This is a genomic window from Enterobacter sp. SM3, from assembly GCF_009811935.2.
GTDB classification, from domain to species: domain Bacteria; phylum Pseudomonadota; class Gammaproteobacteria; order Enterobacterales; family Enterobacteriaceae; genus Enterobacter; species Enterobacter asburiae_D.
The window spans coordinates 817,591-834,891 of record NZ_CP099971.1; the positions used below are offsets into that span (position 1 = coordinate 817,591).

The 17,301-nt window shown below is 55.5% G+C and carries 16 protein-coding genes; 13 read left to right on the forward strand and 3 right to left on the reverse strand.

What is annotated here, in order from left to right:
* The first annotated feature begins 1 nt into the window (after nucleotide 1).
* The 12 genes from murD (at nucleotide 2) to mutT (ending at nucleotide 14,396) form a co-directional block, all read left to right on the forward strand.
* Nucleotides 2–1,318: a UDP-N-acetylmuramoyl-L-alanine--D-glutamate ligase gene (murD, locus tag GVO84_RS03745; protein WP_159515514.1), complete on the forward strand. Its 1,317-nt coding sequence runs from the start codon at nucleotides 2–4 to the stop codon at nucleotides 1,316–1,318.
* Entirely contained in the window at nucleotides 1,318–2,562 is a 1,245-nt protein-coding gene (gene ftsW / locus GVO84_RS03750; RefSeq protein WP_023310395.1) for a cell division protein FtsW, read from the forward strand. The genes murD and ftsW overlap by 1 nt, the downstream gene beginning before the upstream one ends.
* Nucleotides 2,559–3,623, forward strand: a complete 1,065-nt coding sequence (gene murG / locus GVO84_RS03755) for an undecaprenyldiphospho-muramoylpentapeptide beta-N-acetylglucosaminyltransferase (RefSeq protein ID WP_023334504.1) — start codon at nucleotides 2,559–2,561, stop codon at nucleotides 3,621–3,623. The genes ftsW and murG overlap by 4 nt, the downstream gene beginning before the upstream one ends.
* A gap of 56 nt (nucleotides 3,624–3,679) precedes the next feature.
* Nucleotides 3,680–5,155, forward strand: coding sequence for a UDP-N-acetylmuramate--L-alanine ligase (gene murC, locus GVO84_RS03760; RefSeq protein WP_159515515.1), 1,476 nt, complete (start codon nucleotides 3,680–3,682; stop codon nucleotides 5,153–5,155).
* Nucleotides 5,148–6,068, forward strand: coding sequence for a D-alanine--D-alanine ligase (locus tag GVO84_RS03765; protein WP_159515516.1), 921 nt, complete (start codon nucleotides 5,148–5,150; stop codon nucleotides 6,066–6,068). Before murC ends, GVO84_RS03765 begins: the two co-directional genes overlap by 8 nt.
* A 1-nt stretch (nucleotide 6,069) precedes the next feature.
* Nucleotides 6,070–6,912 carry a cell division protein FtsQ gene (gene ftsQ, locus GVO84_RS03770; protein WP_023334507.1) on the forward strand — a complete coding sequence of 281 codons (843 nt, stop codon included), beginning with the start codon at nucleotides 6,070–6,072 and terminating at the stop codon, nucleotides 6,910–6,912.
* Nucleotides 6,909–8,165: a cell division protein FtsA gene (gene ftsA / locus GVO84_RS03775; protein ID WP_023334508.1), complete on the forward strand. Its 1,257-nt coding sequence runs from the start codon at nucleotides 6,909–6,911 to the stop codon at nucleotides 8,163–8,165. The genes ftsQ and ftsA overlap by 4 nt, the downstream gene beginning before the upstream one ends.
* Nucleotides 8,166–8,228: 63 nt before the next feature.
* Nucleotides 8,229–9,380, forward strand: coding sequence for a cell division protein FtsZ (gene ftsZ, locus GVO84_RS03780; RefSeq protein WP_008501978.1), 1,152 nt, complete (start codon nucleotides 8,229–8,231; stop codon nucleotides 9,378–9,380).
* Nucleotides 9,381–9,481: 101 nt separating this feature from the next.
* Nucleotides 9,482–10,399, forward strand: a complete 918-nt coding sequence (lpxC, locus tag GVO84_RS03785; protein WP_008501977.1) for a UDP-3-O-acyl-N-acetylglucosamine deacetylase — start codon at nucleotides 9,482–9,484, stop codon at nucleotides 10,397–10,399.
* 279 nt (nucleotides 10,400–10,678) lie between these two features.
* On the forward strand, nucleotides 10,679–11,182 hold the full coding sequence (gene secM, locus GVO84_RS03790; RefSeq protein WP_201283087.1) for a secA translation cis-regulator SecM: 504 nt from the start codon (nucleotides 10,679–10,681) through the stop codon (nucleotides 11,180–11,182).
* 58 nt (nucleotides 11,183–11,240) lie between these two features.
* On the forward strand, nucleotides 11,241–13,946 hold the full coding sequence (secA, locus tag GVO84_RS03795) for a preprotein translocase subunit SecA (protein ID WP_032660674.1): 2,706 nt from the start codon (nucleotides 11,241–11,243) through the stop codon (nucleotides 13,944–13,946).
* Between the two features lie 57 nt (nucleotides 13,947–14,003).
* Nucleotides 14,004–14,396: an 8-oxo-dGTP diphosphatase MutT gene (mutT, locus tag GVO84_RS03800; protein ID WP_023310403.1), complete on the forward strand. Its 393-nt coding sequence runs from the start codon at nucleotides 14,004–14,006 to the stop codon at nucleotides 14,394–14,396.
* Between the two features lie 34 nt (nucleotides 14,397–14,430).
* On the opposite strand, the gene yacG is transcribed toward mutT, so the two are convergent.
* From yacG to coaE, 3 genes are read right to left on the reverse strand one after another with little or no spacing between them, the layout of a single operon-like run.
* Nucleotides 14,431–14,625, reverse strand: a complete 195-nt coding sequence (gene yacG / locus GVO84_RS03805; protein ID WP_023310404.1) for a DNA gyrase inhibitor YacG — start codon at nucleotides 14,623–14,625, stop codon at nucleotides 14,431–14,433.
* A gap of 9 nt (nucleotides 14,626–14,634) precedes the next feature.
* On the reverse strand, nucleotides 14,635–15,378 hold the full coding sequence (gene zapD / locus GVO84_RS03810; protein ID WP_023310405.1) for a cell division protein ZapD: 744 nt from the start codon (nucleotides 15,376–15,378) through the stop codon (nucleotides 14,635–14,637).
* Complete coding sequence (gene coaE, locus GVO84_RS03815) at nucleotides 15,378–15,998, reverse strand: dephospho-CoA kinase (protein ID WP_121425022.1); 621 nt, start codon at nucleotides 15,996–15,998, stop codon at nucleotides 15,378–15,380. The genes zapD and coaE overlap by 1 nt, the downstream gene beginning before the upstream one ends.
* A gap of 228 nt (nucleotides 15,999–16,226) precedes the next feature.
* Here coaE and GVO84_RS03820 point away from each other — a divergent pair, with 228 nt between their 5' ends.
* Complete coding sequence (locus tag GVO84_RS03820) at nucleotides 16,227–17,270, forward strand: GMP reductase (RefSeq protein WP_023310407.1); 1,044 nt, start codon at nucleotides 16,227–16,229, stop codon at nucleotides 17,268–17,270.
* Nucleotides 17,271–17,301: the final 31 nt, after the last annotated feature.

Sequence of the window (17,301 nt, forward strand, 5' to 3'; positions counted from 1 at the left end):
CATGGCAGATTACCAGGGCAAAAAAGTCGTTATCATCGGGTTGGGCCTCACGGGGCTCTCCTGCGTGGACTTTTTCCTCGCACGCGGCGTGACGCCACGCGTGATGGATACGCGTGTCTCTCCGCCGGGTCTGGACAAACTGCCGGAACAGGTTGAACGCCACCTTGGTGGTCTGAATGATGACTGGCTGCTGGCCGCCGATCTGATTATCGCCAGCCCAGGTATGGCGCTGGCGCACCCTTCGCTGAGCGCTGCCGCGGATGCGGGCGTTGAGATTGTCGGCGATATCGAGCTGTTCTGCCGCGAAGCGCAGGCGCCCGTTATCGCCATTACCGGTTCTAACGGTAAGAGCACCGTCACTACCCTCGTGGGTGAAATGGCGAAAGCGGCGGGCATGAACGTCGGCGTTGGCGGTAACATTGGTTTACCCGCTCTGATGCTGCTGGACAAAGGCTGTGAGCTGTATGTTCTCGAGCTTTCCAGCTTCCAGCTGGAAACGACCTCCAGCCTGCACGCTGCGGCTGCGACGATCCTCAACGTGACTGAAGATCATATGGACAGGTATCCATTTGGCCTGCAGCAGTACCGTGCCGCCAAGCTGCGCGTTTATGAAAATGCCAAAGTCTGCGTCGTTAACGCCGATGACGCGCTGACCATGCCCGTACGCGGTGCAGACGATCGCTGTATCAGCTTCGGTATCACGATGGGGGATTACCACCTGAACCGCCAGCTGGGCGAAACCTGGCTGCGCGTGAAGGGTGAGAAAGTGCTGAACGTGAAAGAGATGAAGCTCACTGGTCAGCACAACTATACCAATGCCCTGGCGGCGCTGGCGCTGGCGGATGCAGTCGGGCTGCCGCGCTCCTCCAGCCTGAAAGCGTTAACCACGTTTTCTGGCCTGGCACACCGCTTCCAGCTGGCGCTGGAGCACAACGGCGTGCGCTGGATCAACGACTCCAAAGCCACCAACGTGGGAAGCACGGAGGCCGCGCTGAACGGCCTGCACGTTGACGGCACGCTGCATTTGCTGCTGGGTGGCGACGGTAAATCAGCTGATTTCTCCTCACTGAAGCCGTATCTCTCTGGAGATAACGTCCGTCTGTACTGCTTCGGCCGTGACGGCAGCGAGCTGGCTGAACTGCGCCCTGAGATTGCCGAGCAAACCGAAACCATGGAACAGGCGATGCGGCTGATTGCTCCTCGCGTGAGGCCAGGCGATATGGTGCTGCTCTCTCCGGCCTGTGCCAGTCTCGATCAATTCAAGAATTTCGAACAGCGTGGTGATGTCTTTACCCGCCTGGCGAAGGAGTTAGGCTAATGCGTTTATCTCTCCCTCGCCTGAAAATGCCGCGCCTGCCAGGATTTGGGATCCTGGCATGGGTGTTTGCGGCGCTCAAAGGCTGGGTGATGGGCTCTCGTCAAAAAGATAACGACAGCCTGGTCATGTACGATCGCACGCTGTTCTGGCTCACGATGGGGCTGGCGGCGGTCGGCTTTATTATGGTGACGTCAGCCTCAATGCCTGTCGGCCAGCGTCTGGCGAACGATCCTTTCCTGTTTGCCAAGCGTGATGGTCTTTACATCATCCTGGCGTTCTGCCTGGCGCTGGTGACCCTGCGTCTGCCGATGGAGTTCTGGCAGCGGCACAGTACGGCGATGCTGATCGCCTCGATTATTATGCTGCTGATCGTACTGGTGGTGGGGAGCTCTGTTAACGGGGCATCGCGCTGGATCGCCTTTGGCCCGCTGCGTATTCAGCCTGCGGAATTTACCAAGCTCTCCCTGTTCTGCTACCTGGCGAACTACCTGGTGCGTAAGGTAGACGAAGTGCGTAACAACCTGCGCGGCTTCTTAAAACCGATGGGCGTGATTCTGGTGCTGGCGGTATTACTGCTGGCGCAGCCTGACCTCGGTACCGTTGTCGTGCTGTTCGTTACCACTCTGGCGATGCTGTTCCTGGCGGGCGCGAAGCTGTGGCAGTTCATCGCTATCATCGGGATGGGGATTTCGGCGGTTGTGCTGCTGATCCTCGCCGAGCCTTACCGTATTCGCCGTGTGACCTCGTTCTGGAACCCGTGGGAAGATCCGTTCGGCAGCGGTTATCAGCTGACACAGTCGCTGATGGCCTTTGGTCGCGGTGAAGTCTGGGGACAGGGTCTGGGGAACTCGGTACAGAAACTGGAGTATTTACCGGAAGCGCACACTGACTTCATCTTCTCCATTATTGCGGAAGAACTGGGTTATATCGGTGTGGTATTAGCGCTATTAATGGTATTCTTCGTCGCTTTCCGCGCCATGTCCATCGGCCGGAAAGCGCTGGAGATCGATCACCGCTTCTCAGGATTCTTAGCCTGTTCAATTGGTATCTGGTTTAGCTTCCAGGCATTGGTTAACGTCGGGGCCGCAGCGGGTATGCTGCCGACCAAAGGTCTGACGTTGCCGTTGATCAGTTATGGTGGTTCGAGTCTGTTGATTATGTCGACGGCCATCATGTTTTTGTTGCGCATAGATTATGAGACGCGTCTGGAGAAAGCCCAGGCGTTTACACGAGGTTCACGATGAATCAACCGAAGCGGTTAATGGTGATGGCAGGCGGTACCGGCGGACACGTGTTCCCGGGACTGGCGGTTGCGCACCATTTAATGGATCAGGGCTGGCAGGTACGCTGGCTGGGAACCGCAGACCGCATGGAAGCCGATCTGGTACCGAAGCACGGTATCGAGATCGACTTTATTCGTATTTCCGGCCTTCGGGGCAAAGGCCTCAAGGCAATGCTGCTGGCACCGGTGCGTATTTTTAACGCCTGGCGTCAGGCTCGCACCATCATGAAGCGCTTTAAGCCCGATGTGGTGCTGGGCATGGGCGGCTATGTCTCGGGTCCTGGCGGGCTGGCGGCGTGGTCGTTAGGTATTCCCGTTGTGCTGCATGAGCAGAACGGTATTGCCGGTCTGACCAACAAATGGCTGGCGAAAATCGCCACTAAAGTTATGCAGGCGTTTCCCGGCGCGTTTCCGAAAGCGGACGTGGTAGGTAACCCGGTGCGTGTGGACGTGCTGGCGCTGCCGCTGCCGGACGCTCGCCTGACGGGCCGTGAAGGGCCTGTTCGTGTACTGGTCGTCGGCGGCTCCCAGGGCGCGCGCATCTTAAACCAGACGATGCCGCAGGTTGCCGCAAAGCTGGGGGATGCCGTGACGATCTGGCACCAGAGCGGAAAAGGCGCTCAGCAGACCGTTGAGCAGGCTTATGCAGATGAAGGTCAGCCGCAGCATAAAGTCACAGAGTTTATCGACGACATGGCGGCAGCGTATGCCTGGGCCGATGTCGTGGTCTGTCGTTCAGGCGCGCTGACGGTGAGCGAGATCGCCGCCGCCGGTCTGCCGGCCCTGTTTGTGCCGTTCCAGCACAAAGACAGACAGCAGTACTGGAATGCGCTGCCGCTTGAGAAAGCCGGTGCCGCGAAGATATTTGAGCAGCCACAATTTACCGCCGACGCGGTCGCCACCACCCTGGCGGGCTGGAACAGAGACGCACTGCTGGAGATGGCGCAACGCGCGCGCGCGGCCGCTATCCCTGATGCGACGGAACGGGTGGCAAAAGAAGTGAGCCTGGCAGCCCAGGCTTAACCCTCGCAGCGCGTGAAGCGCGGCACGAATTTTAAGTAGTCGATGGCGTTTAGAGAATGAATACACAACAACTGGCAAAACTGCGTTCAATCGTGCCCGAGATGCGTCGCGTCCGGCACATTCACTTTGTTGGCATCGGTGGTGCTGGCATGGGCGGTATTGCCGAAGTGTTAGCTAACGAAGGCTATCAGATCAGCGGGTCTGACCTGGCGCCAAACCCTGTTACGCAGCAGCTGGCGTCGCTTGGGGCGACTATCTATTTCAACCATCGTCCGGAAAACGTGCGCGATGCGAGCGTGGTGGTGGTCTCCAGCGCCATCTCCTCTGACAACCCGGAAATCGTTGCCGCGCACGAAGCGCGCATTCCGGTGATCCGCCGTGCAGAAATGCTGGCGGAACTGATGCGTTTCCGTCACGGCATCGCCATTGCCGGGACCCACGGTAAAACCACGACCACGGCGATGGTCTCCAGTATTTATGCGGAAGCGGGCCTTGACCCGACGTTCGTCAACGGCGGTCTGGTCAAAGCCGCAGGCGTACATGCGCGTCTGGGCCACAGCCGTTATCTGATTGCCGAAGCGGATGAGAGCGACGCGTCGTTCCTGCACCTGCAGCCGATGGTGGCGATTGTCACTAACATCGAAGCTGACCATATGGATACCTACCAGGGCGACTTCGAGAACTTAAAGCAGACCTTCATCAACTTCCTGCACAACCTGCCGTTCTATGGACGCGCGGTGATGTGCGTAGACGATCCGGTGATCCGCGAGCTGCTGCCGCGCGTGGGGCGTCAAATCACCACTTACGGCTTCAGCGAAGATGCTGACGTCCGCGTGGAAGAGTACAAACAGATTGGTGCGCAGGGGCATTTCACGCTGGCGCGTCAGGACAAAGAGCTGCTGCACGTCACGCTGAATGCGCCAGGTCGCCATAACGCCCTCAATGCCGCAGCGGCAGTGGCCGTTGCGACGGAAGAAGGCATTGATGATGATGCGATTCTGCGCGCGCTGGAAAGCTTCCAGGGCACCGGCCGCCGTTTCGACTTCCTCGGTGAATTCCCGCTGGACGCCGTGAACGGTAAAACCGGCTCAGCGATGCTGGTGGACGACTACGGCCACCATCCGACCGAAGTGGACGCCACCATTAAAGCCGCGCGTGCAGGCTGGCCTGACAAAAATCTGGTGATGGTCTTCCAGCCGCACCGCTTCACGCGTACGCGCGATCTGTACGACGATTTTGCCAGCGTTCTGTCACAGGTCGACACCCTGTTAATGCTGGATGTGTACGCCGCAGGCGAGACGCCGATTCCAGGGGCCGACAGCCGTTCTCTGTGCCGTACCATCCGTGGGCGCGGGAAAGTTGATCCTATTCTGGTTTCTGATCCTGCACAGGTGGCGGAAATTTTGGCACCGGTCCTGACAGGTAACGATCTGATTCTGATTCAGGGTGCGGGAAATATCGGCAAAATCGCCCGTACCTTAGCTGAAATCAAACTGAAGCCGCAAACCCAGGAGGATGAGCATCATGGCTGATAAGATTGCTGTCCTGTCTGGCGGCACCTCCGCCGAGCGCGAGGTTTCCCTGAATTCCGGCGCGGCCGTGCTGGCGGGCCTGCGCGAAGGTGGCGTCAATGCGCACCTGGTCGACCCAAAAGAGGTCGACGTGACGCAATTGAAAGCCATGGGCTTCGATAAAGTCTTTATCGCTTTGCATGGTCGCGGCGGTGAAGACGGCACCCTGCAGGGGCTTCTGGATTTGATCGGCATGCCGTACACCGGCAGCGGCGTGATGGCCTCCGCTATCTCTATGGATAAACTGCGCAGCAAACTTCTGTGGCAGGGTGCGGGGTTGCCCGTTGCGCCATGGGTTGCGCTGACGCGTCGCGAATTTGAATTGGGCCTGCCGGATAGCGTTAATGCACGCATTGCTGAGCTGGGCTTACCGGTTATTGTAAAGCCCAGCCGGGAAGGCTCCAGCGTGGGAATGTCCAAAGTCGACAAAGCAGCAGATCTTTCGTCCGCTTTAGCACTGGCATTTCAACATGATGAAGAAGTTCTGATTGAAAAATGGCTCGGCGGGCCGGAATTTACCGTCGCGATGCTTGGCGAAGAAATTTTACCGTCAATCCGTATCCAACCGGCCGGAACCTTCTATGATTATGAGGCGAAGTATCTCTCTGATGAGACGCAATATTTCTGCCCTTGTGGTCTTGAAGCTGAGCGTGAAGCAGATTTACAGTCCCTGGTGCTTAAAGCCTGGCATGTTCTGGGTTGCCGCGGCTGGGGACGCATCGACGTGATGCAGGACAGTGATGGACAATTTTATCTGCTGGAAGCCAATACCTCTCCGGGAATGACCAGCCACAGCCTTGTGCCGATGGCCGCGCGTCAGGCGGGGATGAGCTTCTCGCAGTTAGTCGTACGCATTCTGGACCAGGCGGGCTGATATGTCTCAGGCTGCATTGAACACGCGCAACCGCGATGACGAGGATGAATACACCTCTTCACGCCGCAGTAATGGAACGCGTCTTGCAGGCATCATTTTCCTGCTCGGGGTGCTGTGCACCGTGTTTATCAGCGGCTGGATGGTCCTGGGCTGGATGGAAGATGCGCAGCGGTTGCCGCTCTCTAAGCTGGTGGTCACCGGTGAGCGTCACTACACGCGTAACGACGATATTCGCCAGTCAATTCTGGCGCTGGGCTCGCCTGGCACCTTTATGACGCAGGACGTCAACATTATCCAGAGCCAGATAGAACGTCTGCCATGGATAAAACAGGCGAGCGTAAGAAAGCAATGGCCTGATGAATTGAAGATTCATCTGGTTGAATATGTGCCCATTGCGCGTTGGAATGATCAGCACATGGTTGACGTAGACGGAAATTCCTTCAGCGTCCCGGCCGATCGTGTCAACAAGCAAAATTTACCGATGTTGTATGGCCCTGAAGGCAGCGAAAACGAAGTGTTACAGGGTTTTCGCGAAATGGGTCAGGTGCTGGCGAAGGACAGGTTTACGTTAAAAGATGCAGCCATGACGGCGCGCCGTTCCTGGCAGCTGACGTTAACGAACGGCATTAAGCTCAACCTGGGACGCGGAGACACAATGAAGCGTCTGGCGCGTTTTGTCGAACTTTACCCGGTTTTACAGCAGCAGGCACAGACTGACGGCAAACGGATAAGCTACGTTGATTTGCGCTATGACTCAGGCGCAGCAGTCGGTTGGGTACCGGCTCCGGTCGAGGAACCTAATCAGCAACAGAATCAGGCACAGGTACAGGCAGAACAACAATGATCAAGGCGACGGACAGAAAACTGGTAGTTGGACTGGAGATTGGCACCGCGAAGGTTGCCGCTTTAGTAGGGGAAGTTCTGCCCGACGGTATGGTCAATATCATTGGCGTAGGCAGTTGCCCGTCCCGTGGTATGGATAAAGGTGGGGTAAACGATCTTGAATCGGTGGTGAAATGCGTTCAGCGCGCCATCGATCAGGCTGAATTGATGGCAGATTGCCAGATTTCTTCTGTCTATCTGGCCCTTTCTGGCAAGCACATTAGCTGCCAGAACGAAATTGGTATGGTGCCGATTTCCGAAGAAGAAGTGACGCAGGAAGACGTTGAAAACGTCGTACACACGGCGAAATCCGTGCGTGTCCGCGACGAACATCGCGTGCTGCATGTCATTCCGCAGGAATATGCGATTGACTACCAGGAAGGGATCAAGAACCCGGTCGGTCTTTCTGGCGTACGTATGCAGGCAAAAGTGCACCTGATCACATGTCACAACGATATGGCGAAGAACATTGTAAAAGCCGTTGAACGTTGTGGCCTGAAAGTTGACCAACTTATTTTCGCGGGTCTGGCGGCAAGTTATTCCGTGCTGACCGAAGATGAACGTGAACTGGGTGTCTGTGTGGTCGATATTGGTGGTGGTACAATGGATATCGCCGTGTATACCGGCGGTGCGTTGCGCCACACTAAAGTGATCCCTTATGCCGGTAACGTTGTGACCAGCGATATTGCTTACGCTTTTGGTACGCCGCCGAGCGATGCAGAAGCGATTAAAGTGCGCCACGGCTGTGCGCTGGGGTCTATCGTTGGCAAAGATGAGAGCGTTGAAGTGCCGAGCGTCGGTGGTCGTCCACCGCGTAGCCTGCAGCGCCAGACGTTGGCAGAGGTAATTGAGCCGCGCTATACCGAGCTGCTCAACCTGGTCAACGAAGAAATTTTACAGTTACAGGAACAGCTTCGTCAGCAGGGCGTTAAACATCATCTTGCGGCGGGGATTGTATTAACCGGCGGTGCAGCGCAAATTGAAGGTCTTGCGGCCTGTGCTCAGCGCGTGTTCCATACGCAGGTGCGTATTGGTGCGCCGCTGAATATCACCGGTTTAACGGATTATGCTCAGGAGCCGTATTATTCAACGGCTGTGGGCCTGCTCCACTACGGGAAGGAATCTCATCTCAGTGGTGAAGCAGAAGTGGAAAAACGCGTCTCAGTGGGGTCGTGGGTCAAACGACTGAACAACTGGTTGCGAAAAGAGTTTTAATTTTTTTAAGAGACCGGAGAGAATTAGCGGTCTCGGGCGACAGGCACAACGGAGAGAGAAATTATGTTTGAACCTATGGAACTGACCAACGACGCGGTGATTAAAGTCATCGGCGTCGGTGGCGGCGGCGGTAACGCCGTAGAGCATATGGTGCGTGAACGCATTGAAGGTGTTGAATTTTTCGCAGTTAACACCGATGCACAGGCACTGCGTAAGACGGCTGTAGGCCAGACTATCCAGATCGGCGGTGGTATCACCAAAGGGCTGGGAGCAGGGGCTAACCCGGAAGTTGGTCGCAATGCGGCTGAAGAAGATCGTGAAGCGCTGCGCGCTGCACTGGAAGGTGCGGACATGGTCTTCATCGCAGCAGGTATGGGCGGCGGTACTGGTACCGGCGCAGCACCTGTTGTGGCTGAAGTTGCAAAAGATTTAGGTATCCTGACCGTTGCTGTCGTGACCAAGCCTTTCAACTTTGAAGGCAAAAAGCGTATGGCGTTCGCGGAACAGGGTATCACCGAGCTGTCCAAGCATGTGGACTCGCTGATCACCATCCCGAACGACAAGCTGTTGAAAGTTCTGGGTCGCGGTATCTCCTTGCTGGACGCATTCGGTGCAGCAAACGACGTGCTGAAAGGCGCTGTTCAGGGTATCGCTGAACTGATTACCCGTCCTGGCCTGATGAACGTTGACTTTGCAGACGTTCGCACCGTGATGTCCGAAATGGGCTACGCGATGATGGGTTCTGGCGTGGCGAGCGGTGAAGACCGTGCAGAAGAAGCGGCTGAAATGGCTATCTCTTCTCCACTGCTGGAAGATATCGATCTGTCTGGTGCGCGCGGCGTGCTGGTCAACATTACCGCTGGCTTTGACCTGCGTCTGGATGAGTTCGAAACCGTGGGTAACACTATCCGTGCGTTCGCTTCTGACAACGCTACCGTGGTAATCGGTACTTCCCTTGACCCTGAAATGAACGACGAGCTGCGTGTGACGGTTGTTGCGACCGGTATCGGTATGGACAAACGTCCTGAGATCACCTTAGTGACCAACAAGCAGACTCAGCAACCGGTAATGGACCGTTACCAGCAGCACGGTATGTCTCCTCTGACTCAGGAGCAGAAACCGGCCGCAAAAGTGGTGAACGACCCAACGCCGCAAACGGCGAAAGAGCCAGATTATCTGGATATCCCGGCGTTCCTGCGTAAGCAAGCTGACTAAGAATTGGCTGGAATTAGGGGATTTGCGCTCTTTGTGCTAAACTGGCCCACCGTTAGTGATATACACTCTCGGTTGGATAGTTAATTTGGCGAGATTATACGATGATCAAACAAAGGACACTTAAACGTATCGTTCAGGCGACGGGTGTCGGTTTACATACCGGCAAGAAAGTCACGCTGACGTTACGCCCTGCGCCGGCCAATACCGGGGTCATCTATCGTCGCACCGACTTGAATCCACCGGTAGATTTTCCGGCCGATGCCAAATCTGTGCGTGATACTATGCTCTGTACTTGTCTGGTGAACGAGCATGACGTGCGGATTTCTACCGTAGAGCACCTGAACGCCGCCCTGGCGGGTCTGGGTATCGACAACATTATTGTTGAAGTCGATGCGCCAGAAATCCCGATTATGGATGGCAGTGCTGCACCGTTCGTCTATCTGTTGCTGGATGCCGGCATCGAAGAACTGAACTGCGCGAAGAAATTTGTACGCATCAAAGAGACCGTTCGCGTCGAAGATGGCGACAAGTGGGCTGAATTCAAACCGTACAATGGTTTCTCGTTGGACTTTACCATCGACTTTAACCATCCGGCGATTGACTCCAGCACCCAACGCTATGCGATGAACTTCTCTGCCGATGCGTTTATGCGCCAGATCAGCCGAGCCCGTACATTTGGCTTCATGCGTGATATCGAATATCTGCAGTCCCGCGGCCTGTGCCTGGGCGGCAGCTTCGATTGTGCCATCGTTGTTGACGATTATCGCGTACTGAACGAAGACGGCCTGCGTTTCGAAGATGAATTCGTTCGTCACAAAATGCTGGATGCGATCGGCGACCTGTTCATGTGTGGTCACAACATCATTGGTGCATTTACCGCGTTCAAATCCGGTCATGCGCTGAACAACAAACTGTTGCAGGCCGTCCTGGCAAAACAGGAAGCCTGGGAATATGTGACCTTCGAAGACGAAGCTGAACTGCCGCTGGCTTTCAAAGCACCAAGCATGGTTCTGGCGTAACGGTTCAAACCGTTTCGTAAAAAAATCGACTGGTTAACCTGGTACTCTCTCCGACCAGGAAGACCAGTCGTTTTTATTTTTACCCTTCTTCGTTTGCCCCAGCGTTATCTCTCGTTTGTCTTACGCAGAAAATGTGTGCGTTAGCTGCATTCTTGACCGTTTTTCCCCGCGGCGGCACCTCATTCCTGCTGATGTATATTGGCTTTAGTGGTACTATCTGGGCGCTAAAAAGAATAACTGAACTCAGCCTCTGCAAGGCTGGCTTATTGGGTGGAGCAGGTGAGCGGAATACTGACGCGCTGGCGACAATTTGGCAGACGTTACTTCTGGCCGCATCTCTTATTAGGGATGGTCGCGGCGAGTTTCGGCTTGCCTGCGCTCTGCAACAATGCCGAAGCGGCGACGCCCGCAAAAACCTCTACCACCAAACACGATCTCAACACGCGGGTTAACTTTACTAACCTCGCGTGGCTTGAAGCCAACCGCCGCCCAAACTTCTCCGTCGATTACTGGCACCAGCATGCTATCCGCACGGTTATCCGCCATCTGTCCTTCGCGATGGCGCCGCAGGCCATGCCTGTTGCGGAAGAGACGCTGCCGGTGCAGGCTCAGCATCTTGCCCTGCTGGACACGCTCAACGCGCTGCTCACGCAGGACGGCCAGCCGCCGGTCATGGTTCGCCAGACGACACAGCGTGCGTTGGTTTCACCGGTTTCATTCTCTGTTTCCACCTGGATTAGCCAGGCCCACGGCATTCGCGCCGGGCCGCAGCGCCTCAGTTAAATTAACTTTTTCAATACCTTAATTTATCTGCCCACACTGGGGCGTTTGAGAATTTATTATGCTAATCAAATTGTTAACTAAAGTTTTTGGTAGTCGTAACGATCGTACCCTGCGCCGTATGCGTAAAGCTGTTGCCGTCATCAACGGTATGGAACCTGCGATGGAGAAGCTCTCTGATGACGAGCTCAAAGCGAAAACGGCGGAATTCCGCGCGCGTCTGGAAAAAGGTGAAACCTTAGAAAGCCTGATCCCGGAAGCGTTTGCTGTCGTGCGTGAAGCAAGTAAGCGCGTATTCGGCATGCGTCACTTCGACGTTCAGCTGCTGGGTGGTATGGTGCTTAACGAGCGCTGCATCGCGGAAATGCGTACCGGTGAAGGTAAAACCCTGACCGCAACGCTGCCGGCTTACCTGAACGCGCTGACCGGTAAAGGCGTTCACGTCGTTACCGTCAACGACTATCTGGCGCAGCGTGACGCCGAAAACAACCGTCCACTGTTCGAATTCCTCGGTATGACCGTCGGCATCAACATGTCCGGCCTGCCTGCGCCGGCCAAGCGCGAAGCGTATAACGCGGACATCACCTACGGCACCAACAACGAATACGGCTTCGACTACCTGCGTGACAACATGGCGTTCAGCCCGGAAGAGCGCGTACAGCGTAAACTGCACTATGCGCTGGTGGATGAGGTGGACTCCATCCTGATCGATGAAGCGCGTACCCCGCTGATCATCTCCGGCCCGGCTGAAGACAGCTCCGAGATGTACCGTAAAGTCGACAAAATCATTCCACACCTGCTGCGTCAGGAGAAAGAGGACTCCGATACCTTCCAGGGTGAAGGCCACTTCTCCGTTGATGAAAAAGCGCGCCAGGTGAACCTGACCGAACGCGGTCTGGTGAAAATTGAAGAGCTGCTGGTCGCTGAAGGCATCATGGAAGAGGGCGAGTCCCTGTACTCCCCAAGCAACATCATGCTGATGCACCACGTGACCGCGGCACTGCGCGCCCACGCGCTGTTCACCCGCGACGTCGATTACATCGTAAAAGACGGCGAAGTGATTATCGTCGATGAACACACCGGGCGTACCATGCAGGGACGTCGCTGGTCTGACGGTCTGCACCAGGCTGTAGAAGCCAAAGAAGGTGTAGATATTCAGAATGAAAACCAGACGCTGGCGTCTATCACCTTCCAGAACTACTTCCGTCTGTACGAGAAGCTGGCGGGCATGACCGGTACTGCTGATACCGAAGCGTTTGAATTCAGCTCTATCTACAAGCTGGATACCGTGGTTGTCCCAACCAACCGTCCGATGATCCGTAAGGATATGCCGGACCTGGTGTACATGACCGAAGCAGAAAAAATTCAGGCAATCATCGAAGATATTCGCGATCGTACTGCCAATGGCCAGCCGGTTCTGGTGGGGACCATCTCCATCGAGAAATCCGAAGTGGTTTCGCACGAGCTGACTAAAGCGGGCATCAAGCACAACGTTCTTAACGCCAAATTCCACGCCAAAGAAGCGGACATTGTTGCGCAGGCGGGTTATCCGGCTGCCGTGACCATCGCCACCAACATGGCGGGTCGTGGTACCGATATTATGCTGGGCGGTAGCTGGCAGGCTGAAGTGGCGGAGCTGGAAAACCCAACGCCAGAACAGATTGCGCAGATCAAAGCCGACTGGCAGGTTCGTCATGACGCCGTTCTGGCTTCCGGCGGTCTGCACATCATCGGTACAGAGCGTCATGAATCCCGTCGTATCGATAACCAGCTGCGTGGCCGTGCGGGTCGTCAGGGTGATGCCGGTTCATCCCGCTTCTACCTGTCTATGGAAGATGCGCTGATGCGTATTTTTGCCTCCGACCGCGTATCCGGCATGATGCGTAAGCTGGGTATGAAGCCTGGCGAAGCCATTGAGCACCCGTGGGTGACTAAAGCGATCGCTAACGCACAGCGTAAAGTGGAAAGCCGCAACTTTGATATTCGTAAGCAGCTGCTGGAATATGATGATGTGGCTAACGATCAGCGTCGTGCGATCTACACCCAGCGTAACGAACTGCTGGACGTATCCGACGTGAGCGAAACCATCAACAGCATTCGTGAAGATGTGTTTAAAGCCACCATCGACGCGCATATTCCACCGCAGTCTCTGGAAGAGATGTGGGATATCGAAGGCCTGCAGGAACGTCTGAAAAATGACTTTGACCTCGATCTGCCAATCAAAGAGTGGCTGGACAAAGAGCCTGAGCTGCACGAAGAGACCCTGCGTGAACGTATCTTCGAAACCGCGCTGGACGTTTACAAGCGTAAGGAAGAAGTCGTAGGCGAAGAGATGATGCGTCACTTCGAAAAAGGCGTGATGCTGCAGACGCTCGACTCCCTGTGGAAAGAGCACCTGGCGGCGATGGACTACCTGCGTCAGGGTATTCACCTGCGTGGCTATGCGCAGAAAGATCCGAAGCAGGAATACAAGCGTGAGTCATTCTCCATGTTTGCGTCTATGCTGGAGTCACTGAAGTACGAAGTGATCAGTACCCTGAGCAAAGTTCAGGTGCGTATGCCGGAAGAAGTGGAAGCGATGGAGCAGCAGCGTCGTGAAGAAGCCGAGCGTCTGGCACAGATGCAGCAGCTGAGTCATCAGACCGACGACAGCGAAGCCGCAGCGGCGATCGCCGCACAGACCGGCGATCGTAAAGTGGGTCGTAACGATCCGTGCCCGTGTGGTTCCGGTAAAAAGTACAAGGCGTGCCACGGCCGTCTGAGCTAAGTACATAAAAAAACAAAAAGGCGCAGATTTCTGCGCCTTTTTTATGGAAGTGACACTATGAAAATACTGCAAATTGCCGTCGGGATTATTCGCAACCCGCAAAACCAAATATTCATCACCCAGCGCGCTGCCGACGCCCATATGGCGAACAAGTGGGAGTTTCCGGGCGGTAAAATCGAGTCAGGTGAAACACCGGAAGAAGCGCTGGTTCGGGAGCTTCAGGAAGAGGTGGGGATCACGCCGCTTGGCGCAACGCTGTTTGATAAGCTTGAGTACCAGTTTCCGGACAGGCACATCACGCTGTGGTTCTGGCTGGTGGAAAACTGGGAAGGTGAACCCTGGGGAAAAGAGGGACAGCCGGGTAACTGGGTAGAGCTTCAGGCAAGTGATGCCGAAAAATTCCCGCCAGCCAATGAGCCCGTGATCCTGCGGTTAGTCGCACAACCGTAGGCCTGCTGAGCGAAGCGCCAGCAGGCTTTACAGATTACTGCTGGGTTTCACTCCAGTCATCGCTGTCCGAGAGATCGCCTTCGCTTGGAATGCGTTTCTCTTCCGCCGCCCATTCGCCCAGGTCAATAAGCTGACAGCGCTTGCAGCAGAATGGGCGGAACGGACTCACTTCGCCCCAGACAACGGTTTTGCCACAGGTTGGGCAGCTTACGGTGGTGACATCAGACATCGGTACTCCTTAACAACAGGCCAGTTCAAAATCGAGACGTTCCGGCACGGTGCCATTTTCGCTGTCCAGCGGCATAAAGCGAATCGCAAAGCGGCTCTTATGCCCGGAAATCTGCGGGTAAAGCTGTTCGCCAAGAGACAGATTGAGACGCAAAAGATCGGCATCATCACCGTTATCCTGGAAGAAACCATTCAGGCTGGTTTGCTTGCGGAACGGCGCAGAGTTACGGATCAGATCGAGGATCAGCGACAGCGTCTGGTGCATTGGCTCCAGGCTTGCCAGCCAGCTGTTCACCTGCGCGTCACGCTGCGCCTGTGGCATATGTAGCCACATATGCAGCGTCGGCAGGTCGAAGCTACAGCAGCCGCCAGGAATGCTCAGACGCTGGCGCACCAGGCCAATCAGGCGGTCTTCACGCAAAAACTGCCCGACGCGCGGCGCGGCCATCAGGACGGCACTACTGCTTTTCAACTGCTGGCGGAGCGCGTCGATACGGCTCTGGTCTACGCCGGGAACTTCTGTCCATGCCTGCAATTTACGCTGCTGGCGCTCCAGCTCTTTGAGTAATTCTGTGCGGACATCGCCGCGTTCAATCACATCCAGCAGATCGCCTACGTTGCGGAAGAAGTGCAGCGCCGTGGCATGATCGTTAACAGGCAGATGTTGTGAAAGTTGTTGAATAAGAAATTCGATGCGCAGCCAGGTGCGCATTTTTTCGTTGAGCGGATGCTCAAAAAGGATGTGTGTCGACATTATGGTTTTTCCTGTGCAACGGCCTGCGCGGCGAACGTCAGATACTGCGCGTGCAGACGGGCAACATCCGATGCAATGGCATCTGGTGCGCCGTTATTATCAATGACATCATCCGCCACGGCAAGGCGCTGAGCGCGCGTAGCCTGAGCGGCAAGAATGTGTTCAGCATGCTCCCGCGAAACGCGATCGCGCGTCATGGTTCGCTGAATTTGCGTTTCGGGAGAGACATCAATCACCAGCACCCGATCGGCTTTCATATGCAGCTGATTTTCAACCAGTAGCGGAACCACCCACAGGACATAGGGCGAGCGGGCTGCGGCTATCTGACGCTGAGTTTCCTGGTGGATGATGGGGTGGAGCAGCGCATTAAGCCAGGCTTTTTCCGCAGAATCGGAAAAAATGCATTCGCGAAGCTGACGGCGGTTCAATGTGCCATCGGCATTGATGATGGCCTGACCAAAATGTTCTGCGATGGCCTTTAGCGCGGGTGTATTGGGCTCTACCACCTGGCGGGCAATGATATCGGCATCAATAATCGTGATACCCAAACGTGAGAACGCGTCCGCAACGGTACTTTTGCCACTACCGATGCCGCCGGTTAATGCGACGATATACCCCATTAAATCAAATCCTGGGAATTATTCATTATTAAAATCAGTTGATTAAAACTCTTAGGTGCGCCAGCAACTGTTTAGCTCCGTTTACCGGCTTTTTACCAGGTAAATTTATAGGATTGTAGCGTAAAAAAAGAGAATTTCGCAGTCTTGCGGAGCAGGTATTAGTGCGTATGATAACGTCACTGGAGTTGTGCTTTTAACATATTTGCCTCTAACCCCAGGAATCCGCACATGCGTATCGAAGAAGATCTGAAGTTAGGTTTCAAAGACGTTCTTATCCGCCCTAAACGCTCTACACTGAAAAGTCGCTCAGACGTTGAACTCGAACGTCAATTCACCTTTAAGCATTCCGGTCAGACCTGGTCTGGCGTGCCGATCATCGCTGCCAACATGGATACTGTGGGAACCTTTGAGATGGCAACCGCCCTGGCACAGTTCGACATTCTCACCGCCGTTCACAAACATTACAGCCCTGAAGAGTGGAATGCGTTTGTTGCGTCCGCGTCTGCTGACGTGGTGAAACATGTGATGGTCTCCACTGGTACCTCCGATGCGGATTTCGAGAAGACCAAACAGATCCTGAACGCTAACCCGGCGCTCAACTTCGTCTGTATTGACGTGGCGAACGGTTACTCCGAGCACTTTGTGCAGTTCGTCAGCAAGGCGCGCGAGGCCTGGCCGACGAAAACCATCATCGCGGGCAACGTGGTGACCGGTGAAATGTGTGAAGAGCTGATCCTTTCCGGCGCAGACATCGTGAAAGTGGGTATTGGCCCTGGCTCCGTGTGCACAACACGCGTCAAAACCGGCGTCGGTTATCCGCAGCTTTCCGCAGTCATTGAATGTGCCGATGCAGCGCATGGTCTGGGCGGCCAGATCATCAGCGATGGCGGCTGTACCATGCCGGGCGACGTTGCGAAAGCCTTCGGCGGCGGCGCGGACTTCGTGATGCTCGGCGGTATGCTGGCTGGCCACGAAGAGAGCGGTGGTACCGTTGTTGAAGAGAACGGCGAGAAATTTATGCTGTTCTACGGCATGAGCTCTGAATCCGCGATGACCCGTCACGTCGGTGGCGTGGCAAAATACCGTGCGGCAGAAGGCAAAACCGTTAAGCTGCCTCTGCGCGGCCCGGTTGAATACACCGCGCGCGATATCCTCGGCGGCCTGCGCTCGGCCTGCACCTACGTTGGGGCATCCCGCCTGAAAGAGCTGACGAAACGTACAACGTTTATTCGCGTTCAGGAACAGGAAAACCGCGTATTCAATAGCCTGTAATGGCTTCGGCTGGCGCATGCCCGTGCGCCAG